26 protein-coding genes are annotated in these 24,396 nt (G+C 69.9%); 2 read left to right on the top strand and 24 right to left on the bottom strand.

The annotated features are described in order from the left end of the window. Positions 1-8: 8 nt before the first annotated feature. The 16 genes from VKN16_00350 to VKN16_00275 all read right to left on the bottom strand — a co-directional run bounded on the left by VKN16_00350 (position 9) and on the right by VKN16_00275 (position 13,602). Positions 9-1,184, bottom strand: a complete 1,176-nt coding sequence (locus VKN16_00350; GenBank protein HME92647.1) for a 1-deoxy-D-xylulose-5-phosphate reductoisomerase — start codon at positions 1,182-1,184, stop codon at positions 9-11. Beyond that, positions 1,181-2,047 carry a phosphatidate cytidylyltransferase gene (locus VKN16_00345; GenBank protein ID HME92646.1) on the bottom strand — a complete coding sequence of 289 codons (867 nt, stop codon included), beginning with the start codon at positions 2,045-2,047 and terminating at the stop codon, positions 1,181-1,183. The genes VKN16_00350 and VKN16_00345 overlap by 4 nt, the downstream gene beginning before the upstream one ends. After that, positions 2,048-2,830: an isoprenyl transferase gene (locus VKN16_00340; GenBank protein HME92645.1), complete on the bottom strand. Its 783-nt coding sequence runs from the start codon at positions 2,828-2,830 to the stop codon at positions 2,048-2,050. It abuts the gene before it with no gap. 108 nt (positions 2,831-2,938) lie between these two features. Then, positions 2,939-3,514: a ribosome recycling factor gene (gene frr / locus VKN16_00335; GenBank protein ID HME92644.1), complete on the bottom strand. Its 576-nt coding sequence runs from the start codon at positions 3,512-3,514 to the stop codon at positions 2,939-2,941. A 4-nt stretch (positions 3,515-3,518) separates the two neighbouring features. After that, positions 3,519-4,268, bottom strand: coding sequence for a UMP kinase (gene pyrH / locus VKN16_00330; GenBank protein ID HME92643.1), 750 nt, complete (start codon positions 4,266-4,268; stop codon positions 3,519-3,521). A gap of 5 nt (positions 4,269-4,273) precedes the next feature. Next, positions 4,274-4,876, bottom strand: a complete 603-nt coding sequence (gene tsf / locus VKN16_00325; GenBank protein ID HME92642.1) for a translation elongation factor Ts — start codon at positions 4,874-4,876, stop codon at positions 4,274-4,276. Positions 4,877-4,898: 22 nt separating this feature from the next. Then, positions 4,899-5,678 (bottom strand): 30S ribosomal protein S2, encoded by a 780-nt coding sequence (gene rpsB, locus VKN16_00320; GenBank protein HME92641.1) that lies wholly within the window; start codon positions 5,676-5,678, stop codon positions 4,899-4,901. A gap of 130 nt (positions 5,679-5,808) precedes the next feature. Next, a complete protein-coding gene (argJ, locus tag VKN16_00315; protein HME92640.1) occupies positions 5,809-7,023 on the bottom strand; it encodes a bifunctional glutamate N-acetyltransferase/amino-acid acetyltransferase ArgJ in 1,215 nt (404 codons plus the stop codon). A 5-nt stretch (positions 7,024-7,028) separates the two neighbouring features. After that, the gene (argC, locus tag VKN16_00310) at positions 7,029-8,078 is read right to left on the bottom strand and encodes an N-acetyl-gamma-glutamyl-phosphate reductase (protein HME92639.1); all 1,050 of its coding nucleotides are present in this window, start codon (positions 8,076-8,078) and stop codon (positions 7,029-7,031) included. A 7-nt stretch (positions 8,079-8,085) separates the two neighbouring features. After that, on the bottom strand, positions 8,086-8,481 hold the full coding sequence (gene rpsI, locus VKN16_00305; GenBank protein ID HME92638.1) for a 30S ribosomal protein S9: 396 nt from the start codon (positions 8,479-8,481) through the stop codon (positions 8,086-8,088). Between the two features lie 8 nt (positions 8,482-8,489). Next, the gene (rplM, locus tag VKN16_00300; GenBank protein ID HME92637.1) at positions 8,490-8,933 is read right to left on the bottom strand and encodes a 50S ribosomal protein L13; all 444 of its coding nucleotides are present in this window, start codon (positions 8,931-8,933) and stop codon (positions 8,490-8,492) included. Between the two features lie 177 nt (positions 8,934-9,110). Beyond that, positions 9,111-9,809, bottom strand: a complete 699-nt coding sequence (nth, locus tag VKN16_00295; protein HME92636.1) for an endonuclease III — start codon at positions 9,807-9,809, stop codon at positions 9,111-9,113. Positions 9,810-9,861: 52 nt separating this feature from the next. Continuing rightward, positions 9,862-10,293 carry an HIT family protein gene (locus VKN16_00290; protein ID HME92635.1) on the bottom strand — a complete coding sequence of 144 codons (432 nt, stop codon included), beginning with the start codon at positions 10,291-10,293 and terminating at the stop codon, positions 9,862-9,864. Next, entirely contained in the window at positions 10,290-11,432 is a 1,143-nt protein-coding gene (locus VKN16_00285) for a pyridoxal phosphate-dependent aminotransferase (protein ID HME92634.1), read from the bottom strand. Before VKN16_00285 ends, VKN16_00290 begins: the two co-directional genes overlap by 4 nt. 2 nt (positions 11,433-11,434) lie before the next feature. Continuing rightward, positions 11,435-12,160, bottom strand: coding sequence for a dolichyl-phosphate beta-glucosyltransferase (locus VKN16_00280; GenBank protein HME92633.1), 726 nt, complete (start codon positions 12,158-12,160; stop codon positions 11,435-11,437). Positions 12,161-12,165: 5 nt separating this feature from the next. Beyond that, positions 12,166-13,602, bottom strand: a complete 1,437-nt coding sequence (locus tag VKN16_00275; protein ID HME92632.1) for an NAD-dependent malic enzyme — start codon at positions 13,600-13,602, stop codon at positions 12,166-12,168. A 112-nt stretch (positions 13,603-13,714) separates the two neighbouring features. Here VKN16_00275 and VKN16_00270 point away from each other — a divergent pair, with 112 nt between their 5' ends. Both VKN16_00270 and VKN16_00265 read left to right on the top strand, forming a co-directional pair. Next, positions 13,715-14,302 (top strand): YceI family protein, encoded by a 588-nt coding sequence (locus VKN16_00270; GenBank protein HME92631.1) that lies wholly within the window; start codon positions 13,715-13,717, stop codon positions 14,300-14,302. Positions 14,303-14,619: 317 nt separating this feature from the next. Then, a complete protein-coding gene (locus tag VKN16_00265) occupies positions 14,620-16,146 on the top strand; it encodes a sigma-70 family RNA polymerase sigma factor (GenBank protein HME92630.1) in 1,527 nt (508 codons plus the stop codon). Positions 16,147-16,182: 36 nt separating this feature from the next. Here VKN16_00265 and VKN16_00260 read toward each other — a convergent pair whose 3' ends face one another. The 8 genes from VKN16_00260 to VKN16_00225 form a co-directional block, all read right to left on the bottom strand. Then, positions 16,183-17,019, bottom strand: coding sequence for an LLM class F420-dependent oxidoreductase (locus VKN16_00260; protein HME92629.1), 837 nt, complete (start codon positions 17,017-17,019; stop codon positions 16,183-16,185). A 16-nt stretch (positions 17,020-17,035) separates the two neighbouring features. Further along, a complete protein-coding gene (locus tag VKN16_00255; GenBank protein HME92628.1) occupies positions 17,036-18,580 on the bottom strand; it encodes an acyl-CoA carboxylase subunit beta in 1,545 nt (514 codons plus the stop codon). Positions 18,581-18,589: 9 nt separating this feature from the next. After that, positions 18,590-19,093, bottom strand: a complete 504-nt coding sequence (locus tag VKN16_00250; protein HME92627.1) for a DinB family protein — start codon at positions 19,091-19,093, stop codon at positions 18,590-18,592. 22 nt (positions 19,094-19,115) lie between these two features. Then, a complete protein-coding gene (locus VKN16_00245; GenBank protein ID HME92626.1) occupies positions 19,116-19,331 on the bottom strand; it encodes a biotin/lipoyl-binding carrier protein in 216 nt (71 codons plus the stop codon). Between the two features lie 102 nt (positions 19,332-19,433). Then, positions 19,434-20,585 (bottom strand): acyl-CoA dehydrogenase family protein, encoded by a 1,152-nt coding sequence (locus VKN16_00240; protein HME92625.1) that lies wholly within the window; start codon positions 20,583-20,585, stop codon positions 19,434-19,436. Between the two features lie 14 nt (positions 20,586-20,599). Beyond that, the gene (locus VKN16_00235) at positions 20,600-21,397 is read right to left on the bottom strand and encodes an SDR family oxidoreductase (GenBank protein ID HME92624.1); all 798 of its coding nucleotides are present in this window, start codon (positions 21,395-21,397) and stop codon (positions 20,600-20,602) included. Then, entirely contained in the window at positions 21,394-23,028 is a 1,635-nt protein-coding gene (locus VKN16_00230) for an AMP-binding protein (protein ID HME92623.1), read from the bottom strand. The genes VKN16_00235 and VKN16_00230 overlap by 4 nt, the downstream gene beginning before the upstream one ends. 22 nt (positions 23,029-23,050) lie before the next feature. After that, positions 23,051-24,391 carry an acetyl-CoA carboxylase biotin carboxylase subunit gene (locus VKN16_00225; GenBank protein HME92622.1) on the bottom strand — a complete coding sequence of 447 codons (1,341 nt, stop codon included), beginning with the start codon at positions 24,389-24,391 and terminating at the stop codon, positions 23,051-23,053. Positions 24,392-24,396: the final 5 nt, after the last annotated feature.

The raw sequence follows: 24,396 nt of genomic DNA, 5'->3' as shown, positions 1-24,396 counted from the left end.
CGCCTCCGCTATCGCACCGCGGCGGTCACCCCGCCGGGGAGCCAGTCGCGCACCGTCGCCCGCGTGCGGGTATCGACGTCCACGCAGGTGTCGATGCTATCGAGCGCGCGGGCCGGCACCTTGGCCAGCGCGTCCGCGATCAGCTCGGGAATCTGGGTGAACCGGATCCGCCCCTCCAGGAACGCGGCCACCGCGACCTCGTTGGCCGCGTTGAGAACCACCGGGGCGCACCCGCCTTCGAGCAGGGCCTGGCGCGCGAGGGCCAGACACGGAAACCGCTCCACGTCCGGCTCCTCGAAAGAGAGCGAGGCGATGCGGGTGAGGTCGAGGCGCTCGGCCGGGCAATGCAGGCGCCGCGGATAGGTGAGCGCGTAGAGGATCGGGATGCCCATGTCGGGCACGCCGAGCTGGGCGATCACCGAGCCGTCCACGTATTCGACCATCGAGTGAATGACGGACTGCGGGTGCACGACCACCTGCACCTGCTCGGGGAGGACGTCGAACAGCCATCGCGCCTCGATGACCTCGAGGCCCTTGTTCATCAGCGTCGCCGAGTCCACCGTGATCTTGGCGCCCATTCGCCAGGTGGGATGGTTGAGCGCCTCCGCCACCGTGACGCGGCCCAGGTCTTCCGCCTTCACGGTGCGGAACGGGCCGCCCGACGCGGTGAGCAGGATGCGGCGGACCTCGTCGCGATTGTGCCCCTCGAGACACTGGAACACCGCGCTGTGCTCGGAGTCCACCGGCAGCAGCGACACCCCGTGCTCGCGGGCCGCCGCGGTCATCAGGCTGCCCGCCATCACCAGCGTCTCCTTGTTGGCGAGCGCGACGCGCTTGCCGGTCCGGATCGCCGCCATGGTCGGCAACAGGCCGGCGCCGCCCACGATGGCCGAGAGCACCACGTCGGCGTCCACCTGTCCCGCGATGGCCACGAGGCCCTCGGGCCCCGCGAGCAACTCGGGTCGGGGGGTCGGCAGCGCGCGGGCCACCGTATCGAGCGCGCTCCGGTCGGTGAGGGCGAGCGCCCGGGGCCGGTGACGGCGGCACAGCTCCGCGATCAGCTCGGGGTTCGAGCCGCGCGCGGCCATGCCCTCCACGCGGAACGCGTCCGGGAAATGCTCCACCAGCTCCAGCGTGCGCCGGCCGACCGATCCGGTGACGCCCAGCACGGTCACGCGCTTCATGTGCCCAGGGTCCTCGCGTAGGTGGCGTAGTAGAAGAGTACCGGGGTGTTGACGAGCAGGCTATCCACCCGGTCCAGCATACCGCCGTGCCCGGGAATCAGGCTGCCGGCGTCCTTGGTGTTGAGGCCGCGCTTGATCGCCGACTCGACCAGATCACCGATCTGCCCGACCACGCCGAGCAGGAGCCCCACCGCGATCGCGCTCTCCATGGAGAGACTCGGGAAGAACCATGCGCGCGCACCCAGCGCGCCCAGCACCGAGGCGATCAGCTGCGCGAGCGCACCCTCCACCGTCTTCCGCGGGCTGACAACCGGGGCGAGCTTATGACGGCCGAGGGTCGACCCGATTGCGTAGGCCGCCGTCTCGCCGAGCCAGGTGACCGACACCAGCAGCAGGACCCACTTCACGCCGTCGGGCAGGTCGTACAGCCAGAACGCGTAGCCGAGCAGCCAGTTGACGTAGCCGATGCCGAGCAGGGTGACCGCCACCGGCTCCCACGTGCGCCCTGTCTTGCCCCGCAACAGCCCGGCCACCAGCAACGTGAGCACCACCGCGGTGAGCGTGACCTGCTCGGAAAGCGGCAGCGCGAAGCTCGCGGTCACCAGCGATCCGCCGAGCAGGCCGAGCCAGCGGAAGCTCGAGATGCCGGCCCGCTCGAACATGCCGGTGAACTCCCACTGGCCGAGGGCTCCGGCCAGCACCATGATCGATCCGAACAGCCATCGGGGCCCCGCGACCACCATCCACACGAAGAGCGGCAGCAGGACCACCGTGCTGAGCAAGCGCCGCCCCAGCGCCGCGCCGCGCGACGGGCGGGCGGCTTCGGCCGGCCGCGTGAACGGAGCGTCCTGCGCCCGCGACAATCAGACTCTCCCGAATCGCCGATTGCGCTGCTGGAACTCGGCCACCGCGATGCAGAACTCGCGCGCGCCGAAGTCCGGCCAGAGGATGGGCGTCATCCACAGCTCGGTGTAGGCGATCTGCCACAGCAGAAAATTGGAGAGACGCTGCTCGCCGCTGGTGCGGATCAGCAGGTCGGGATCGGGCACGCCGTCGGTGTAGAGCGCGCGCGAGACCCGGACCTCGTCGATGTCCTCCGGGCGCAGGGCGCCGCTCTGGACCTGCCGCGCCAGCGCGCGCACCGCGTCCACCATCTCGTCCCGCCCGCCGTAGTTGAAGGCCATGAGCAGGGTGAGCCCGGTATTGCCCGCGGTGGTGTCCATGAGCCGCCGGATGCCCGCGGCCACCCGCGGGGGAACGCCGTCGGGGCGCCCGATGGCGCGGAAGCGCACGTTGCGCTCTATCAGCTCGGGCAGCTCACGCTCGATCGAGCGCTCGAGCAGGGTCATGAGCGTGGACACCTCGTGCGGCGGTCGCTGCCAGTTTTCCGACGAGAAGGCGTAGATGGTGAGGAACTGCACGCCCAGCTCGCCGGCCGCGCGCACCACGCTGCGGAGCGATTTGACCCCTTCGCCGTGCCCGGCGACCCGCGGCAACCCCCGGCTGGTGGCCCAGCGCCCGTTGCCGTCCATGATGATCGCCACGTGACGGGGGACGGGACGGGTGAGGATCCGCTGACGGAGCGCATCCTCGTGCAGCGTGGAGAGATCCGCCACCGAGGCGTCTACTCCGGCCTTCGCAGCCATATCAGGGCATGTTACGTGAGGGCCTCATGAATTGCCAGGAAAAACCCGTCGATACGAACGAAAAGCGGCTGCGATTCCGCGGGATTGCGTGCGGTCGGGCCGGCCGCCTTAGACCGTCAGTACTTCTTGTTCTTTCTTCTTGGTCAGCTCTTCGACCTTGGCGGTGAAGCGGTCGGTCGCCTTCTGGATCTGGTCGTGGCCGCGACGCTCCTCGTCCTCGGAGACCTTCTTCTCCTTGGCGAGGGCCTTCAGCCGGTCGTTGGCCTCGCGCCGCACGTTGCGGATCGAGACTCGCGCGTCCTCCGCGAACTTGCCCACCGTCTTCACCAGCTGCTTGCGCCGCTCCTCGGTCAGGGTCGGCATGGTCAGCCGGATCACCTTGCCGTCGTTGCTCGGGGTGATGCCGAGATCGGACTTGGCGATACCCTTCTCGATCTCCTTGAGCTGCGTGGCGTCCCACGGCTGGATCATGATCGTGCGCGGATCCGGCACCGAGACCGAGGCCACCTGGTTGATCGGAGTGAGATTGCCGTAGGCCTCGACGCGGATCGAGTCCAGGAGCGACGCGTTGGCGCGACCGGTGCGCACCGACCCGAACTCCCGGGCGAGCGCGTCGATGGCTTGCTGCATCCGCGTCTCGAGCTCCTTCAGCACCGCTTGCTGGGTCATCGCTGGCTGGGCCATGGCCTCACCCCTTCGGCGTGCCCGCGTCGGCGGAGACCACCGAGCCGACCGGCTCGCCCGTGACGATTCGGCGGATGTTGCCCCTGCGCGTGAGATCGAACACCACGATCGGCAGCTTGTTGTCCATGCAGAGCGAGATGGCGGTGGTGTCCATCACCTGCAGCCCCCGGTTGAGCACCTCGATGTAGCCGACCCGGGGCAGACGCACCGCGGTCTTGTCCTTGGCCGGATCGGCGGTGTAGATGCCGTCGACCTTGGTGGCCTTCAGGATCGCCTCGGCCCCGATCTCCACCGCGCGCAGGGCCCCCGCGGTATCGGTGGTGAAGAATGGATTGCCGGTGCCCGCCGCGAACACCACCACCCGCCCCTTCTCCAGGTGGCGAATGGCCCGGCGACGGATGTAGGGCTCGGCGACCGCGCGCATCTCGATCGCGGAGAGGACCCGAGTGGGCACCCCCGCCTTCTCGATCGAGTCCTGCAGGGCCAGCGCGTTGATGACGGTGGCGAGCATGCCCATGTAATCGCCGGTGGCCCGATCCATGCCGCCGGCGCTGGCCGCGATACCGCGGAAGATGTTGCCGCCGCCGATCACCACCGCCAGCTCGACGCCCAGCCGCACCACCTCGGCCACTTCCTCCGCGATGCGGCCGATGACGTCCGGGTCGATCCCGTAGCCCTGCCCGCCCGCCAGCGCCTCGCCCGAGATCTTGAGCAGGACGCGCCGGTAGGCGGGAGCCGCGCCGGGAGCGGCCATGGAGGCTAGCTCTCGCCTACCTGGAAGCGTGCGAAGCGCTTCACCACGATCCGCTCGCCCATCTTGGCGGTGGCCTGATCCACCATGTCGCGCAGCCGCGTCTTGCCGGAGGCGTCCCGGATGAACGGCTGCTCCATCAAGCAGGACTCGGCGTAGAACTTTTCGAGCTTGCCCTCGATGATCTTGTCGATCACCTGGGCCGGCTTCTTCTGATCCGCCATCTGGGTGCGGTAGATCTCGCGCTCCTTCTCCACCACCGCCCCCGGCACGTCTTCCCGGGACACGTAGGAGGGATTGGCCGCGGCCACCTGCATCGCGATGTCCTTCACCAGCTGCTGGAAGTCGTCGGTGCGCGCCACGAAGTCGGTCTCGCAGTTGACCTCGACCAGCACGCCGATCTTGGCGCCGGGATGGATGTACGACGTCACCACCCCGTCCTTGGCCTCGCGGTGCGCCTTCTTGGCCGCGTCGGCGAGCCCCTTCTTGCGGAGATGCTCGATCGCGCCCTGCATGTCGCCCTTGGCGGCGTCCAGCGCCGCCTTGCAGTCCATCACTCCCGCCCCGGTACGCTCCCGGAGCTCCTTCACCTGTTCCGCGGACGCGGCCATGTGGTCTCCTCGCCCTCCGCGCTCAGGCGCCGGCTTCCGCCGAGGCCGACATCTCGGCCTCGGTCACCAGCGGCAGGTCCGGCGACGCCGGAATCTCGGCCTCGGCCTCCTGCTTGGCCAGGCTGCCGCTGCCCTCGATGATCGCGTCGGCGATGCGCGAGGTGATCAGGCGGACCGAGCGGATCGCGTCGTCGTTGCCGGGCACCGGGTAATCGATCCCGCTCGGATCGCAGTTGGTGTCCACGATGGCCACGATCGGAATGGAGAGCCGGCGCGCCTCCTCCACCGCGATCGATTCCTTCTTGGGGTCGATGATGAAGATCGCGGAGGGCAGCCGGTCCATGTTCTTGATGCCCACCAGCGCGCTCTGCAGCTTGGCCCGCTCGCGCTCCAGCCCGATCACTTCCTTCTTGGGCAGCCGCTCGTACTCGCCGGTCTCGCTCATCTCGTCGAGCTTCTTGAGCCGGGCGATCGACTTCCGGATCGTGGCGAAGTTGGTGAGGGTACCCCCCAGCCAGCGGTGATTGACGTAGAACATCCCGCAGCGGGTGGTCTCCTCGAGCACCGTCTCCTGGGCCTGCTTCTTGGTGCCGACGAAGAGCACGATGCCGCCGTCGGCCGCGAGATCCCGCACGAACGCGTAAGCCTCGCGGAACTTCTTGAGGGTCTTCTGCAGATCGATGATGTAGATGCCGTTGCGCTCACCGAAGATGTACTTCTGCATCTTCGGGTTCCAGCGCTTGGTCTGGTGGCCGAAGTGCACCCCGGCCTCCAGCAGCTCCTTCATGGTGAGGGTCGCCATGGTCCTGCCGTCCTTTCCGTCGTCGTTCGGTTGGCCTCCGGTCCCGAGCGGCCGGCCCCCGGAAAGGGAGGCGGCGCTTCCCCGATCGGCCGACGCGGCCGACGGGGACCGAAGCTCGGAGCCGTGCGTATTAGGTCGTGTACTTCGCGTTGATTCGAACGTACTCCTCGCTGAGATCCGATGTCCACACCGCGTCTTCGCCGCGCCCGAGTCCCAGGTCGACGGCGATGGTGTAGCTCGGGCCGCCCATCACCTCGTGGATGCGGTCGATGCGCGCGCCGGGGCGCAGCATGCCCTTCTCCACCAGCGGCTCGTCGCCGATCGCGATGGCCACCCGGTCCGCGGCCACCCGCGCGGGGCTCTTGCCCAGCGCCATCATGATGCGCCCCCAGTTGGGGTCGGCGCCGTTGATGGCGGTCTTGACCAGCGGCGAGTTGGCCACCGAGCGGGCCGCCACCACCGCCTCCCGCCGGGTGCGCGCGCCGCGCACCAGCACTTGCACCAGCTTGGAGGCGCCCTCGCCGTCCTCGACGAGCATGCGGGCCAGCCGCTCGGTGATGGCCTCGAGTGCGCGCGCGAACTGGCGGAGGGCCTTGCCGCCGCGCTCGAGCGAGGCGTTCTCGGCGAGGCCGTTGGCGAGCACCGCCACCGTGTCGCTGGTGGACTGGTCACTGTCCACCGTGATGCGGTTGAACGAGCCGTCCACCGCCCGCCGCAGCACCCGCGGCAGCGAGTCGCGCGCCACCATCGCGTCGGTGGCGAGGAAGCAGAACATCGTCGCCATGTGCGGCTCGATCATCCCCACACCCTTGGCGATGCCGCCGATGGTGACCGGCCGGCCCGCCACCTCGACCCGCAGCGCCGCTTCCTTGGGCTTGGTGTCGGTGGTCATGATCGCCTCGGCGGCGAGGCGGCCGCCCTGCGGCGACAGCCCCTTCACCAGCTTGGGCAGCCCGGCCCGGATCTTGTCCATGGGCAGCGGCTGGCCGATGACGCCGGTGGACGCGATGAGCACCTGGCGGGGCGCGATCCGCAGCAGCTCGCCGGTGATCCGCGTCATCTCGCGCGCGTCCTTGATCCCCTGCTCGCCGGTGCAGACGTTCGAGCAGCCCGCCGAGGCCAGGATCGCCTGGGCCCGGCCGTCACGCACGTGCTCCTGCGAGACCAGCACCGGCGCGCCCTTGATCTGGTTGGTCGTGAACACCGCGGCCGCCCGCGCCGGCGAGGACGAATAGATGAGGGCCAGGTCCTTCTTGCCGCTCGGCTTGATGCCGGCCGCGATGCCGGAGGCGAGGATGCCGGGGACCGCGGTGATTCCTCCCTCCAGCCACTGGACGTCGGCCATGCCGCTTACGGATACACCGGAGGCGCGTCGAGGCCGGTCCGCTCGTCCCACCCCATCATGATGTTGAGACTCTGGATCCCGTTGGCGGACCCGCCCTTGCCCAGGTTGTCGAGCGCGGACACGCAGACCGCGCGCTGGGTGCGCGGATCGGCCACCACCGTGACGTCGCAGTAGTTCGATCCGACCACCGACCGCGTGGTCGGCCGCTGGCCCTCGTCGAGCACGCGCACGAACGGCTCGCCCGCATAGAACTCGCGATAGAGCCCGACCAGCTCGGCGGTGGCCGCGGGCTTCGTCAGCGGCACCGAGGCGGTGGTGAAGAGGCCGCGGTTGAGCGGCACGAGGTGCGGGGTGAAGCTCACCACCACCGGCCGCCCGGCCAGGGCGGACAGCTCCTGCTCGATCTCGGGGGTGTGGCGGTGGGTGGCCAGGCCGTAGGCCTGCACGTTCTCGTTGGCCTCGGTGAAGAGGTACATCGCGTCGGCCTTCCGGCCCTGCGCGCCCGCGCCGGTGACTCCCGACTTGCCGTCGATCACGATACCGTCGGCGGCGCCGCAGCCGCTCTTGAGCAGCGGCGCGGTGGCGAGCACCGCGCCCATCGGATAGCAGCCCGGCGAGGCGACCAGGGAGGCGCCCGCGATCTCCTTGCGGTGCAGCTCCGGCATCCCGTACACCGCCTCGGCCAGCCCGGCCGCGTCCTCGTGGGGCGCCTTGTACCACGTGGTGTACAGCGCGGCGTCCTTCAAGCGGTAGTCCGCCGAGAGATCGATCGCCTTGCGCCCGTGACGCCGGAGCGCCGGCATCAGCCGCTGCGACTCCATGTGCGGCAGCGCGAGGAACACGACGTCGGCCTCGGCGGCCAGCCGCTCGGCCGAGATCTCCTGGAAGACCAGGTCGCTCAGGCCACGCAGGTGCGGATAGCTCTTGTCCAGGCGCTCGCCGGCCAGGCGCTCCGACGTGACCGCGGTGACCCGCACCTTGGGATGGACGGAGAGCAGGCGCAGCAGCTCCGCGCCCATGTAGCCGCTGGCCCCGGTGACCGCGACCCTCAGCACCGACGGGTCACCGCTTGGAGTACTGGAACTTGGAGCGGGCGCCGGGCTGACCGTACTTCTTGCGCTCCTTCATCCGCGGATCGCGGGTGAGCAGGCCGGCCCGCTTCAGGGTCTGGCGCAGCTTGTCGTCGAACTGGAGCAGGGCGCGCGCGATGCCGTGGCGCACGGCGCCGGCCTGGCCGGTCGGGCCCCCGCCGCCCACGTTCACGACCGCGTCGAACTGGCCCATGGTGTTCGTGAGCTGCAGCGGCTGTGAGATCACCATCCGCAGCGTCTCGCGCGGAAAGTATTCCTCGAAGGGGCGCCGGTTGATCAGGATGCGGCCGCTTCCGGTGCTGAGCCAGACGCGGGCCACGGACGTCTTGCGGCGTCCGGTTCCGTAGAAGCGAGTGACGACGGCCATGGGGCTCCTCAGCGGGCGCGCTCGCGCATCGCGAGCGGCTCGGGCTTCTGGGCGGCGTGCGGATGCTCCGCCCCCTTGTAGACCTTCAGCTTCTTGGCCATCGCGCGGCCGAGGCGGCCCTTCGGCAGCATGCCCTGCACCGCCCACTCGATCATGCGCTCGGGATGCGTCTTGAGCATCCGCTCCGCGCTCACCTCACGCAGCCCTCCGATGTATCCGCTGTGCCACCGATAGATCTTGTCGGTCATCTTGCGGCCGGTGAGGTGCACCTTCTCCGCGTTGATGACCACCACGTGGTCGCCCACGTCGAGATGCGGCGAGAACTGGGGCTTGTGCTTGCCTCGCAGCACCGTCGCGACCTGGGTGGCCAGACGCCCCAGCACCTTGTCCTGGGCGTCGACCAGAAACCACTTGCGCTCCACTTCGCTTTCCTTCGGCATGACCGTCGTCATCGTTCTCCGTCCATCCGTCCCGCGAGATCTGCCCGCTCCGCGAGATCTGCCCGCTCCACGAGATCTGCCGCTCCGCGAGATCTGCCCGCTCCGCGAGATCTGAATGTGGGCCCTTCTGCCGCGTCGATCGTCGCCTGAATTGGCAACGGGTAATCATAGAGGAAACACCGTAAACGGTCAACTGCTCCGGCCCGATGCGGGGCGGCGTGGCGGCGGCGCGGGCGTCGCCCGGGTCTTGTCGGGCCAGGGACAGAGATCTCGGACCGGACAGGCCGGGCAGGCCGGCTTGCGGGCGAAGCACACCCGCCGGCCGTGCAGGATCAGCAGGTGGCTGGCCTGGGTCCACCGCGGCCGCGGCACCACCTCGCACAGCTGATCGTGGATCTCCTCCGGATCGTCGGCGCGGGCGAGGCCCAGCCGCTGCGAGACCCGGAACACGTGGGTATCCACCGCCAGCGCCGGGATGCCGAACGCGTTGCCCAGCACGACGTTGGCGGTCTTCCGGCCGACCCCGGGGAGATCCACCAGGTCCTCGAGCGCCTTCGGCACCTCTCCGCGATGCCGCTCGACCAGGGCGCGCGCCATGCCGTTGAGGGAGCGGGCCTTGGCCCGGAAGAAGCCGGTCGAGTGGATGAGGCGCTCGAGGGTCGGCAGCGGGATGCCCGCCCAGTCCTCGGCGGTCCGGTAGCGCGTGAAGAGGTCGGCGGTCACCGCGTTCACCCGCTCGTCGGTGCACTGCGCGGACAGGATGGTGGCGACCAGCAGGTCGAGCGGCGTGGTGAAGTGCAGCTCGGTGCGGGCGTCGGGATAGGCCTTCGACAACCGGGCCAGAATCTTCCGGGCGCGCGCCTTCTTCGCGGGGCGGCTCTCCGCCATCGGCGTCAGTCGCGGGTCGGGCGATCGGACACGCGGCGACCCGGGTGCGCGGTCAGGCGCCGCCGGCGAGGGCGCGGCGGATCCGGTCGATGCGCTCGCGCGCGGCCGTCGGATCGAGCGGTGCCGGCTCGTGCGCGATCCGCCAGATGGGCGCGTGCGGCTCCGGGTCGGTGGACAGGCGCGGGACGAGATGCCAGTGGATGTGCGGCACCTGGTTGCCGAGCAGCTCGTAGTTCATTTTCGCCGGCCGGAAGACCCGGGCGAGCGCCTCCGCCACCCGGCTCACCTCCTCGATCAGGAGTCGGCGCTCGGCCGCCGACAGCTCGTACAGCTCGCTCGCGTGGCGCCGCAGCACGAGCAGGACATAGCCGGGAAAGAACTGATCCTCGTGCAGGAACACGCGCGAGCTCTCGAGGTCGGCGACGTGCAGATCGCCGCCCCCGACGCCGTACGTGCCGCACATCACGCAGGCGGGCGCGGTCACCGCCGGGCGGCCAGGAAGGGCCCGATGCGGCGCATCGCCTCTTCGATCCGCTCGAGCGACTGCGCGTAGGAGAAGCGCAGGTAGCCCTCGGCGTTGGGCCCGAAGTCCACCCCGGGAGTGACCCCCACGTGGGTCCGCTCGAGGATCTCGAATGCGAAGGCCAGCGAATCGGCGGTGTAGCGCCGGGCGTTGGCGAGCACGTAGAACGCGCCGGTGGGCGTCGCCCCCACCCCCAGCCCGATGGCTCGCAGTCCGGCCACCATCGCGTGCCGCCGCTCGTCGAAGACGCGACGAAAGCGCGCGCTGTCCTCGGTGGCCTCGCGCAGCGCGGCGAGCGCGGCCCACTGCACGAACTCGTTGGTCGAGATGAAGAAGTTGCCGTGCATGGCGGTGAGGGCGGGCACGAACTCGCGCGGGGCGATCAGGTAGCCGACCCGCCAGCCGGTCATCGCGAAGGCCTTGGAGAACCCGTTCAGCACGAAGGCGCGGTCGGTGAGCTCGAGCACGGTGTGCTCGGGCCCCTCGTAGGTCAGCCCGTGATAGATCTCGTCCGACACGACCCAGGGCCCCAGCCGGCACAGCGCGGCGAGGCGGTCCGCGGTCAGCACGGTGCCGGTAGGATTGGCGGGCGAGTTCACCAGCAGCGCCTTGGTGGCCGGACCGAGGCGCGCGGCCACCGCCTCCGGACGGAACTGGAAGGCGTCCGACTCTTCGACCGGCACGTACACCGGCCGCCCCTCCGCGAACTTCACGAACTTCGGGTAGCATGCGTAGTAGGGATCGGAGAGGATCACCTCGTCCCCGCGATCCAGCAGCGCGCTGAAGAGCAGCAGCAACGCGGGCGAGCTGCCCGCGGTCACCAGGATCTGGTCCGGCGTGACGGTCACCCCGTAGCGGGCATGATAGTGCTCCGCGATGGCCTCGCGCAGCGGCAGGATGCCGAGCGGATGCGCGTAGCGGGTGCGGCCGTCCTTCAGCGCCTTCTCGGCCGCTTCCCGGATGACGGGCGGCGTGTCGAAGTCCGGCTCGCCGAACTCGAGATGGATCACGTCGGCTCCCTCGCGCTCGAGCGCCTGGGCGCGCTGGAAGACCTCGACGGCGAGGAACGGCTCGATCTCCTGCGCGCGCCGCGCGATCATGGTCACCGCCCCCGCCCGAGGCGGCGGCGCGCCGACAGCACCTCGCGGAGCATGCGCGGCCCGTGGCGCAGCACGCCGACCTTCGAGCCCGGCTGATCGGCCCAGTTCACCGGCACCTCCGCGATCCGATAGCCGCGCCCCACCGCCATCATGAGCAACTCGACGTCGAAGCCGAAGCCGTCGGTGGTGACCAGCGGGAAGAGCGCGGCCGCGACCGTCCCCCGGAAGAGCTTGAAGCCGCACTGGGTGTCCGTCACCCCAGGAACCCCGAGCCGCCGCACCAGGAAGTTGAACACGTGCCCGGAGAGCTTGCGGTGCGTGCGCACCTGCCGGATCACCGCGGGATCGTGCAGCGCGCGCGAGCCGATCGCGATGTCGGCCCCCGCGGCCACCGCCGCCTCGAGCCGCGCGACCTCCGCGATCGGGGTCGCGCCGTCGGCGTCGGCCATGAGCCGGAGCGCGCCGCTCGCGTCGGCCATGCCGACCCGCACCGCGTGTCCCTTGCCGCGGTTCTCGGCCAGGGCGTGCACGGTGACCGCGGGACGGCCCGCCGCGACCTCGCGCACCCGCTCCACCGTCCCGTCGCGGCTGCCGTCGTCCACCACGATGATCTCGTAGGGCTCGTCGCGCCCCTCGAAGTACGCCTGGATGTCCTTGAGATAGCCGGGAAGCCGCGCCGCCTCGTCGTACGCCGGGATGATCACGGACCAGCGAGGCGCGCCGCTCACCGCGGCTACGTCCACACCGGGGCGTCTGACCGGCGCCGCCGGCGGGCCACCCCGGTCTTCTGCGCCGCCTTCGCGACGTCGCGCGCCACCGCGGGCGCGATGTTCTTGTTGAACACGCTGGGGATGATGTACTCGGGCCCCAGCTCCCCGCGCCCGACGCAGGACGCGATGGCGTGGGCGGCCGCGATCTTCATCTCGTCGTTGACGAGGCGGGCGCGGGAATCGAGGAGGCCTCGGAAGAAGCCGGGGAAGCAGAGCACGTTGTTGATCTGGTTCGGGTAATCGGAGCGCCCGGTGGCCATCACCCGGACGTGGCGCTCCGCCTCCTCGGGCTGGATCTCGGGCACCGGGTTGGCCATCGCGAACACGATGCGGTCCCGTGCCATGCTCTTCACGTCTCGGACGGTCATGACCCGTGGGACGGAGAGGCCGATGAACACGTCCGCCCCCCGGATGGCATCCGACAGCCGGCCGGTGAGGCGGCGGGGATTGGTGGCCGACGCGACCCACGTCTTCATGAAATCCATGCCGACGGGGCGGCCGCGATGGATGATGCCGTGCTCGTCGACGCCGATGATGTCGCGGGTGCCGAGAGCGAGCAGGATCTTGATGGTGGCGGTGCCGGCGGCCCCGACCCCGGATACCACGACCTTGATCCGGCGGATGTCCTTGCGCACGATCTTCAGCGCGTTGAGCAGGGCCGCCAGCACCACCACCGCGGTGCCGTGCTGATCGTCGTGGAAGACCGGGATGTCCAGCTCCTTGCGGAGCCGCTCCTCCACCTCGAAGCAGCGCGGCGCCGAGATGTCCTCCAGGTTGATGCCACCGAAGGCGGGGGCGATCATCTTCACCGCGTCCACGATCTTGCCGGGATCCTTGGTGTCCAGCGCGATCGGGAAGGCGTCGACCCCGGCGAGCTCCTTGAAGAGCATCGCCTTGCCTTCCATGACCGGCATCGCCGCCTCCGGCCCGATGTCACCCAAGCCCAGCACAGCGGTGCCGTCGGTCACCACCGCGACCGCATTCTGCTTGATGGTCAGGGTGAAGGCCCGGCTGGGGTCGTCCTTGATCGCCAGGCATACCCGCGCCACTCCCGGGGTATAGGCCATGCTGAGGTCGTCCCGGGTCCGGATGGGCACCTTGCTGTGGATCTCGATCTTCCCGCCCAGGTGCATCAGGAAGGTGCGGTCGGAGATGTTGGCGACCCGGACCCCGGAGGCAGTCCGCAGCCGGTCGATGATCTCGCTGGCGTGTCGGCTGTCCCGGGCCTTGATCGTGATGTCGCGGAGCACCTGCTCCCCGGTCATCTCGACCAGGTCCACCGCGCCGATGTCGCCACCCGCTCGACCAATGGCGGAGGTGACGCGTCCCAGCATGCCGGGCTTGTTCCGGATGGCGAGCCGGACCGTGAAGCTGTAGGAGGCGCTGGGGGCAATGGCCATCAATCGCTCATCATGGCGGGCGTTTAGACGGTAGAACCGGCTGCGGCCCGGAGTCAACACATTTCCCCGGAACGATTGACCCGTCGTGGGCGCCCATGGTATCCCACCGCGTATGCTCAGGCGAGTCGCGGCCTTCTGCTTTACCGGGATCCTGATCCTGGCGGGCCCGGCGGCCGCCGAGATGCAGCGATTCACGGTCGAGTCCGGCCAGAGTCGGGCGGGGTTCGACGCGTTTCACCCCTTTCAGAACTTTTCGCTCACCAGCGAGTCGCCGACCGGCGAGATCGAGGCGGACATCGCCGATCTGAAACAGCCCATCCGAGGGCAGGTCGTGGTGCCGGCCGCATCCCTGCGATCTGCCGACAAGAAGCGCGACGTCGCCATCCACCGCACGCTGGATGCCGAGCATCAGCCGGAGATCCGGTACCGGATCGACAAGGTCGAGAGCTCGTTCAGCTCCCTTGCCGAGAACAACGATGTCCTGCTGACCATCCGCGGCGTCTTGACCATGAGAGGGGAATCTCGACCGGTCGATTTTTCCGGTCGGGTGCGACTACGCCCCGGTGGTGCGCTGTGGGTACGGGGAGAAAGCTGGATCAAGCCGCGTGATTGGGGCGTCGTCCCCATCCGAATCTGGCTGATCTCCGTCCAGGAAGCCGTGCTCGCCACATTCGACCTGGTCCTGAATAAGGCGCAGTAACCTTCCGCCGAGTCGACCTTCCCCACTATCCGGCGCGTGCTCCGAGCCGTCGGGACTGCGGCCAATTGGACACGCTCGGCCGCTGAATAATCGCCGGGTTCGACGCGTCAGCTGTTGAACCCCTGGGGCACCCGGAACGAGCCGTGACGGTCGCCGGTTTCTGGCTCGAGGGTTGCTGGTGGGCTCGCGGACTGCATCGGTTGCATCACCTCGCTCATCTAAACCGATGTGGCGGGGCCTGACAGCGTCGACACCGAGCGGCCCCAGGGAAACAATTACCGGGCGCGCGTGCACCCCTGACGATACGAGAGGCCGTAATGACTTTCAGAGAGACCGACACCGTGATGGTCGCGACAGAGGTGAGCCACTTCAAGCCGGCTCAGAGCGAGACGAAGCGGCGGGGACGCCAGCCCCAGAAGTCGAGCGCACAGAGCGCCCCTCCCGTCGATGACGAGCTGGACCGCGTGGTCGATTCCGCGGTCGAGATGGACGAGACCCCGGCCCTGTCCGAGGCGGCGCTGCGTCCCTCTGCCTCGCCGGCCGAGGATCCGGTTCGCCTGTATCTGAAGGAAATCGGCAAGGTCTCCCTCCTGCGAGCCGAAGAGGAAGTGGCGCTCGGCCGCCGCATCGAGGTGGGCCAGATCGCGCTGCGCCGCGCCCTGGGTCGGGTGCCCTTCGCGACCGCGAAGCTCCTGGTGCTGGTCGATCGCGTCCGCCGGGACGAAGTGCCGCTCGACGACGTGATCCTGCTGCCCGAGGGCGGGGAGCCCACCCCCAGCGAGGTGCGCTCGAGCCTGGCCGCGTTCGCCCGTATCCGCCGCCTGGAGCGCGAGATCGAGCGCCTGCACCAGGCGCTCCGTGACAAGCGGCGCAGCAAGACCACCCGCGCCAACTACAACAAGTGGATCGCCCAGAACCGGGATTCCATCCAGACCGTGCTCGAGCGGCTGCCCCTGAAGCCGGCGCTGGTCGATCAGCTGGTCGTCGACATCCGTCATCTCGCCAAGGGCATGAGCGGCGGAAAGTCGCGCACCGAGCTGCGGCAGCGGGAGCAGGCCGCCGGGCTGACCCGCAAGGCGCTCCTGGTCTCCCTCGGCGAGATCGAGGAGCACGACCGCGTCGTCCGTCAGGCCAAGAAGGAGCTGATGGAGGCCAACCTTCGGCTGGTGGTCTCGGTGGCCAAGCGCTACCTGGGCAGCGAGCTGTCGCTGCTGGACCTCGTGCAGGAGGGCAACATCGGCCTGATGAAGGCGGTGGACCGCTTCCAGTACCGCCGCGGCTTCAAGTTCTCGACCTACGCGACGTGGTGGATTCGTCAGGCGATCACGCGCGCGATCGCGGACCACTCGCGCACCATCCGGATCCCGGTGCACATGGTCGAGACGCTCAACCGCATCTCCCGCGTGAACCGGTCGCTGGTCAACGAGATGGGACGCGAGCCGACGCCCGAGGAGCTCGCCCAGCGCACCGGGGTGCCCGCGCGCAAGGTGCGGCTCATCCTCGAGTCCTCCCGCAAGCCGCTCTCGCTGGAGACGCCGATCGGCGACGACTCCGAGCTGGGCGACTTCCTGGAGGACAAGGGGGCGGAGTCTCCCAACGACAACCTGATCACCCAGGACCTGACGAATCAGGTGGAGCGGGCGCTCAGCACGCTGTCGCCCAAGGAGAAGGAGATTCTGAGACTGCGCTTCGGCATCGGCGAGGCCGGCGAGCACACCCTGGAAGAGGTGGGCCGACGCTTCTCGGTGACCCGCGAGCGCATCCGCCAGATCGAGACCAAGGCGCTGCGCAAGCTGCGCCATCCACTGCGAGGCCGCGCCCTCCGCGCCTTCGTCGAGAACTGATCCGGGAGGGGGGCCCACGCCCCCCTCCGTCTCTCCTCAGCGGATCAGCTTGGCGTATTGGTCGAGGAGCGGCAGGATCACGTCGCGGCCTTCCGAAGGAAGACGCAGGATCGAGCGCGTGATGCCGGCTCCCACGTAGCTCTCGAGCGTGGCCTCGTCGGGCTTGGCGCCGAACACCGAGACCGAGATCGTGTTCATGTCCCGTCCCGCCCGTGCCGCCCGCGCCTGCAGGTCCTTGAGTCCGCTCAGGATCACGTCACCGGCCCGGCCGCGCGGGAACCAGCCCTCGCAGAAATCCACCACCCGCTGAAGGGTGTGCCCGCTCTCGCCGCCCAGCAGGACGGGCGGATGCGGCTTCTGGGCCGGCTTGGGCCAGGACCAGATCGGATCGAACTTCACGTGCTCGCCCCGGAACTGCGCCTCGTCCTTCGTCCAGATCTCCTTCATGGCCAGCACCTGCTCCCGCATCCGCCGGTACCGGCTCTTGAACTCGGTCTGGTGATTCTCCATTTCCTCCGCGTTCCATCCGGCTCCGATCCCGAACAGGAAGCGGCCACCCGAGAGGAGGTCCAGGCTCGCCACCTCCTTGGCGGTGGTGATGGTGTCGCGCTCGATGATCAGGCAGATGCCGGTCCCGACCTTCAGCCGCTTGGTCGCGGCCGCCGCGGCCATCAGGGCCACGAAGGGATCGAACGTGTGCGAGTACTCCTTCGGCAGCTGGCCGCCGCCGGGAAACGGGGTGCGGCGACTGGCCGGGATGTGGGTGTGCTCCGGCACGAACAGCGACTCGAAGCCGCGCTCCTCGGCGGCGCGGGCCAGCTCGTCGATGCGGATGGCGTAGTCGGTGGCGAACATGCAAAGACCGATGTGCATGGCGTGGTCCTCCTTGTCAGACCGGCATCACTCCGTGCTTCTTCCAGGGACGCTCGACCTTCTTGGACCGGGCCATCTCCAGCGCCCGGATCACCACCGGCCGGGTCTCGCGCGGATCGATGACGTCGTCGATCAGCGCCCCGCCCGCGGCGATGTAGGGGTTGATGAGCCGCCGGAACTCCTCCACGCGGCGCGCGCGCTCCTCGGCGGGATCGGCGGCGGCCGCGATCTCCTTCCGGAAGATGATGTTGGTCCCGCCCTCCGGACCCATCACCGAGATCTCCGCGGTGGGCCACGCCACGATCAGGTCCGGCTCGTAGGCGCGCCCGCACATGACGAAGTACCCGGCGCCGTAGGCCTTGCGCACCACCACCGTGACCTTGGGCACGGTGGCCTCGCTGACCGCGTACAGCATCTTGGCCCCATGACGGATGATCCCCTGGCGCTCCACTTTGGAGCCGACCAGGAAGCCGGGCACGTCCTGCAGGAACAGCAACGGGATGTGGAAGGCGTCGCAGAGCATGATGAAGCGCGCCGCCTTGTCGGCCGAATCCACGTCGAGCGCGCCGCCCAGCACCATCGGCTGGTTGGCCACGATGCCCACCGGACGGCCGCCCATCCGGGCGAAGGCGGTGATCAGGTTGCGGGCCCAGCCGGGCTTGATCTCGAAGAAGCGCCCGTGGTCGACCAGATGCCCGATCACGTGCTTCATGTCGTAGGCGCGCCGCGCCGAGTCCGGCACCACGCTCAGCAGGCCCTCGTCCATGCGGTCGGCGGGATCGTCGCAGGGCTGGACCGGCGGCGGCTCGAGATTCGAGCCGGGGAAGAACGACAGGTACTCCTTGACCGCCGCGATGCATGCGACGTCGTCTGGCACTTCGAGGTCCGCCACCCCCGAGACCTCGGTGTGGACCCGCGAGCCGCCCAGCTCCTCCGCGCTGATGTCCTCGCCGACCACCGCCTTCACCAGCGGCGGCCCGCCGAGGGCCATGTGGCTCGTGCCCTTGACCATCGGCACGAAGTCGGCCAGGGCCGGGATGTAGGCGGTGCCCGCGGCGCCCGGGCCCATCATGGCCGCCACCATCGGCACCACTCCCGACATGATCGACTCCTCGCGGAACAGCAGGCCGGATCCGGCGAAGGTGGAGCCGATCGCCTCCTGGATGCGGGCGCCCGCCGAGTCGATCAGCCAGATCATCGGCATGCGCTTGCCGAGCGCGATCTCGCGGGCCCGGTTGCACTTCACCTCGGCGGTGCGCCCCATCGAGCCGGCCATCACCGTGAAGTCGTAGGCGATCACCGCGGCGGGCCGTCCGGCGATCCGGCCGAAACCGGTGATCACGCCGTCCGCGGGAGTCTCGCGCCCCTTCATCGCGGGCGCGACGTTGGCGTGAGTGGCGAGGACCCCGATCTCCTGGAACGACTCGGCGTCGAACAGGAGATCGAGCCGCTCCCGGACGGTGAGCTTGCCGTCCGCGCGCTGCCGGGCCACCGCGTCGGCTCCGCCCATTCCGAGCGCGCGCTCACGGCGCGCGCGCAGATCGTCGACGAGGTCCTTCATTCCCACGGGTCAGCCCTTGACCACTGCGACGCGATAGGTGTTGATCCCGGTGTCGGGCGGCGAGCCGCTGATCAGCGTGATCATCGTGGCCGCCTCACTGCGGTGATGAGTCGCGTGGTTGACCACGTGCTGCAGCAGCGGACCCAGCGCCACGCTGAACGCCTTGCCCTGGGTGTTCTGGTAGCTCACGACCCGGGCGAGATCGGCTTCGCTCACCGCGTTCACGAAGGCGCCCTGCTCTCGCTCGAGCGCGTCCCACTGCTCCCGAAGGGCGGCGATGGAGGCGAAGTCGCCGTCGCCCATCAGCCGGCGGGGAGAGGAGCCCTGCCAGCGCCGCAGCCACGAGAGATCGGCGCCGTAGACGTGCGCGAACATGCCCTTGAGCGTGGGAAAGCTCCAGTGGGCCCCCATGTCGCGGGTGGCCCCGTCGCCGAGGCCGGCCGCGATGTCGAGGAGGTGACGGTTCGCCCAGTGGTGATACTCGTACAGCTCGCGGATCAGCGCGACGGCCATCGGCGTGTCCTCGGCCGCGACCCTAGTCGATCACCGCGACGGTGTCTCCCTCTTGCACCGTCTGCCCCTCGGCGACCCGGATCTCGCGCACCTTGCCGGCCCGGGGCGCCTCCACCGGGATCTCCATCTTCATGGACTCGAGCACGATGACCGGATCTCCGGCGGCCACCGCGTCTCCGGGCTTGGTGGTGACCTGGAAGACCACGCCGGTGATATGGGCCTTGACGTCCTCGGACATTGAGCGCTCCTTGTCGTTCCGCGGAGGAATTTCGCGCGGCGCCTCTCGAGGCGGCCGCATTCTCTCACATCCCGCCGAGCCGTGACGGGCCGGACGGCCGCGCTAGTACGGCAGGCTCTCGCGACCCAGCAGCTCGCGAGCCACCACCATCTTCATGACCTCGGAGGCGCCGTCGCCGATCTCGAGGCCGATGACGTCGCGCATGCGCTGCTCGAAGGGCAGCTCGTCGGTGTAGCCGTAGTGCCCGTGCAGCAGCAGACACTGGTGGATCGTGTCCACCGACAGACGCGGGCCCCACCACTTGGTCATCGCCGATTCCTTGGTGTGAGGCTTCCCCTGATCCGCGAGCCAGAGCGCCCGGTAGCAGAGCCAGCGGCAGGCCTCCACGTGCGTGGCCGCCTCCGCGATGGAGAACGACACGCCCTGGAAGCGCGCGAGCGGATGGCCGAACGCCTTGCGCTCGCGCACGTAGGCCATGGTCTCCTCGACCGACTGCTGGGCCACGCCCAGGCACGCCAGCGCGATGCCGATGCGGTTGTAGTCGAAGCCCTGCATGACCCGGTAGAAGCCGGTGCCCTCCTCACCGAGGCGATGCGAGCCCGGAATCCGCACGTGATCGAAGCTCAGCACCGCGCGCGCGATGGCGCGCGTGCCCATGTCGCGCAGCGGGCTCCGCGAGACCCCGGGCAGGTCGAGCGGCACCAGGAAGGCGGTGATGCCCCGCGCCCGTGTCCCCGGATCGGTGCGCGCGAACACGATGGCGGCGTGCGCGGCCATGCCCAGGCTGATCCCCGACTTCTCGCCAGTGAGCACGTAGCCGTCGCCGTCGCGCTCGGCGCGGCAGGCCAGGTTGGCCGCGTCGGAGCCCGCGCCCGGCTCGGTGAGGGCCAGGGCCACCACCGCCTCGCCGGCCGCGGTGGGAGGGAGCCATCGCGCCTTGAGCGCCTCCGGCGCGCTGCCGCCGAGGATCTCGCCGGCCAGCCCGGCCAGCTGGATGCCGTAGGTGCAGCTGAAGTCGCCGCGCCCGATCTCCTCCATCGCGATGCCGTAGGTCAGGAAGTCGGCTTCCTGGCCCCCGTAGGTCGCGGGGATCCGTAGCCCCAGGATCCCCAGCTCGCCCATGCGCCGCCACGCCTCCGCGGGAAACTGCCCGCTGCGGTCCCAGGCCGCGGAGTGCGGCGCCAGCTCCTTCCGGGCGAACTGGCGGAGGGTGCGACTCAGGGCTTCCTGCTCGGGCGAGAGCTGCAGATCCATGGCGCCGTCCCCGCTCACATCATGGTATAGCCGCCGCTCACCGAGAGGGTCTGCCCCGTGATGAAGCCGGCGGCGGCGGAGGCCAGGAACAGCACGGCGGGTGCCACGTCCTCGGGCCGGCCGACGCGCCGGAGTGGATAGGCCTTGGCAATGCGCGCCTGCATGTCGGGCGCGCTAAAGGCGCGATTGGCCTCGGCGGCCCACATGCTGCGGTCGCCGAAATCCTCTTCGGACGCGGGGATCGTCATGCCCGGGCATACGACGTTGAGGCGGATCCCATGACGGCCCACCTCGCGGGCCAGGCTCTTGCTGAGGGCGATCACGCCGGCCTTGCAGGCCCCGTACACGCCCTCGCGGAACTCGCCCATGCGCCCGGCGTCCGAGCCCATGCTCACGATCGCGCCCGCCTTGCGGGCGATCATGCCGTCGAGCACCGCGCGGGTGCAGTTGATCATGCCCCACAGGTTGAGCTGGATCTCGCGCTCCCACTCCGTCCGCTCCTTCTCCACGAAGAGGCGGTCGAAGGTCCAGCCGACGTTGTTCACCAGCACATCCACCCGGCCCGCGCGGCCCTCGACCTCGCGCACCATCGACTGCACCGACTCCCACCGGGTCACGTCGGTCGGGAGCAGGGTGGCGGAGGCGGCGCCGAGATCCCGGGCCTCGGCCACGACCTTCGTGCCCTGCCCCTCGTCGATCTCGGCGACCGTGAGGTGCGCGCCCTCGCGCGCGAACGCGAGGGCGATCGCCCGCCCGATGTTGGAGCCGCCACCGGTGACGATCACGCTCTTGTCCGCCAGTTCGAGATTCATGTTGGCTTCTCCGTGCGCCGGGCCCGTTCGGCCACCAGGTCACGTAGCTTGTACTTCTGGATCTTGCCGCTCGGCGTGGTGGGGAACTCGGAGACGACCTCGAGGCGCTCCGGGAACTTCTGTCGGGCCAGGTGGTGACGCTCCAGGAAGCTCACGATCTCGCCCAGCGTGATCGTCTGTCCCTCGCGCGGGATCACCACCGCGCACGCCCGTTCCCCCAGCCGGGGATCGGGCGTGGCCACGATCGCGACGCCGGCGACCTTCGGATGAGTGTAGAGCAGGTTCTCGACCTCCACGACCGGGATGTTCTCGCCCCCCCGGATGATGAGATCCTTCGAGCGGCCGGTGATCGCCAGGTACCCGTCGCGGTCGAGGGTGCCGCGGTCCCCGGTGCGGAACCATGAGTCGGCGGTGTGGGCCTCGGCGGTGAACTGCGGCCGCCGGAAGTAGCCGACGAACTGGGCGGCCCCGCGCGCCAGCAGATCGCCCTCCACGCCGGGCGGTACGGGCGTCCCGTCGTCGTCCACGATCCGCAGCTCCATGCCGGCCAGCGGAGAGCCGTCGCTGCCGACGATCTTCCCCTCGTCGTCGCGCAGGCCGTTGCAGGTGACCATCCCGTTCTCGGTCATCCCCCACCCCGCCGAGATGACGCACCCGAGGCGCTCGCGCGCGTCCCGCACCAGGGCGCGCGGGATCGGCGCCCCGGCGGAGATGAACAGGCGCAGCGAGGAGCGATCACGACCGGTCTCGAGATACGTGAGATCGCGCAGGAACGGGGTCGCGCCCATCGAGAACGTCACCCCTTGGCCCTCGATCAGGCGGGCGGCCTCCTCCACGTTCCAGACGTCCATCCAGACCGTGGTGGCGCCCAGCAGCAGGTTCAGGCAGTGGCCAAACAGAAAGCCGGTCTGATGGCCGACGGTCGAGGCCATCAGTAGCACGTCGCGCTCGGTCAGATCGAGCCGCTCGATCGCCAGATGGAGCGTGGACAGCGTGGTGTTCTGGGTGTGCATGACCCCCTTGGGCTCGCCGGTGGTGCCCGAGGTGAACACCACCTCGTGGACCGCGTCGGGTGGCGTGCCCGGGAACTCGCGCCGGCCCTCGCGGGCCTCCCACGCCTCGTCGGTGAGGGTGCGAAGCGGCGTGGTGCCGGCCGGCCCGTCGCCCCGGGCCACGAACACGTGCTCGAGGCGCGGCAACTCCGCGCGCAGGCCGGCCAGCATGCCGGCGTGGTCGAACCCGCGAAACGTGGCGGGCACCACCGCCACCTGCGACTCGAGGAGCCCCAGCATGAAGCGCACCTCGCTGGCGCGGTAGGTCGGCGGAATCGGATTGATCACCGCCCCGAGCCGGAGCGCGGCCAGGAACACCACGATCGCCTCGCTCCAGTTGGGCATCTGGCAGGAGATGACCCGCCCTGGCTCCACGCCGTGAGAGCGAAGCCCGTGGGCTACCCGGTCCGCCGCCCGCGCCAGCTCGCTCCACGACAGGCGCCCGCGGGCGTCGACCAGGGCGGTCTTGTCCGGTCGCGTGCGGGCCCAGCGGTCGAGATAGGTCAGCAGGCTCTCGTTGCGCCAGAACCCCGCCGCGGTCATCGCCCGCGTCCGCGCGTCGGTGAGGGTTGTCTCCATCGCGCCGGCTTCGAGCGACGCCTCAGCGGAAGGCGCCCTGCTCCACCATCTGCGTGTGCACCGCGCCCGCGCGGAACGCGGGGCTGTCCACGACGCGCTGCTGGAAGGGGATGACCGTCTTCACGCCCTCGACCACGAAGGCCGCGAGAGCCCCACGCATCCGCTCGATCGCGTCGACCCGGGTGGCGCCGGTGGCGATGAGCTTCGCGAGCAGCGGATCGTAGTGCACCGAGACCTCCACGCCCTCGGCCACTCCGCACTCGACGCGCACGCCGGGTCCGGCGGGAAGCACCAGCCGGGAGATGCGCCCGGGCGACGGCATGAAGTTGCGGGCCGGGTCCTCGGCATAGACGCGGCACTCGATACTGCACCCGCGCTGGGGCACCTGCTCCTGCGTCCACGGCAGCGGCTCCCCGGACGCCACCCGCAGCTGCGCCTGCACCAGGTCCAGACCCGTCACCTCTTCGGTCACCGGATGCTCGACCTGCAGGCGCGTGTTCATCTCGAGGAAGTAGAACTGCTCACCGTGGACGATGAACTCCATCGTCCCCGCGTTCACGTAGCCGACCGCGCGCGCCCCCGCGACCGCCGCCTCGGTCAGCCGGGCCCTGAGCGCGGCCGGGAGGTTGGGCGCCGGGCTCTCCTCGACCAGCTTCTGATGCCGGCGCTGGATGGAGCACTCGCGCTCGTGCAGGTGGACGACTCGGCCGCCGGCATCGCCGAAGACCTGGACCTCGACGTGGCGTGGGTTCTCCAGGTAACGCTCCACGAATAGCGCGCCCGAGCCGAAGGCGGACTGCGCCCGCCGCTGCGCCGCGGTGAAGGCGGAGGCCAGCCCCGCCTCGTCCGGCACCCGCACCATCCCGATGCCGCCGCCGCCCGCGGCCGCCTTGACCATCACCGGATAGCCGACGCGGGCCGCGACCTCGCGCGCGGCGTCCACCGAGTCCACCGGCCCCGTGCTGCCCGGGACCACCGGGACCCCCGCCGCGGACATCAGCGCGCGCGCCGCGACCTTGTCGCCCATCTGCTGGATCACCCGCCACGACGGGCCGATGAACACGAGCCCGGCCGCCTCGCAGGCCTGGGCGAAGCGCCAGTTCTCCGAGAGGAATCCGTAGCCGGGATGGACGGCCTCGGCCTTCGTCCGACGCGCCGCCTCGAGCAGTCGAGCGATGTCGAGATAGCTGTCGCGCGCCGGCGCCGGGCCGATCGCCACCGCCTCGTCGGCGTCCGCCACATGGGGCCAGCCCGCGTCGGCCTCGGAGTAGACCGCGATCGCATGGATCCCCATTGTGCGGCAGCCCCGGATGACGCGACGGGCGATCTCCCCCCGGTTGGCGATCAGGACGCGCTGGAGCACGTCAC

It is taken from the genome of Candidatus Methylomirabilota bacterium (assembly GCA_035315345.1).
Taxonomy (GTDB): Bacteria; Methylomirabilota; Methylomirabilia; order Rokubacteriales; family CSP1-6; genus CAMLFJ01.
Note: the sequence above shows the minus strand (reverse complement) of the source record. Positions and strands in the feature narration are given on the sequence as shown.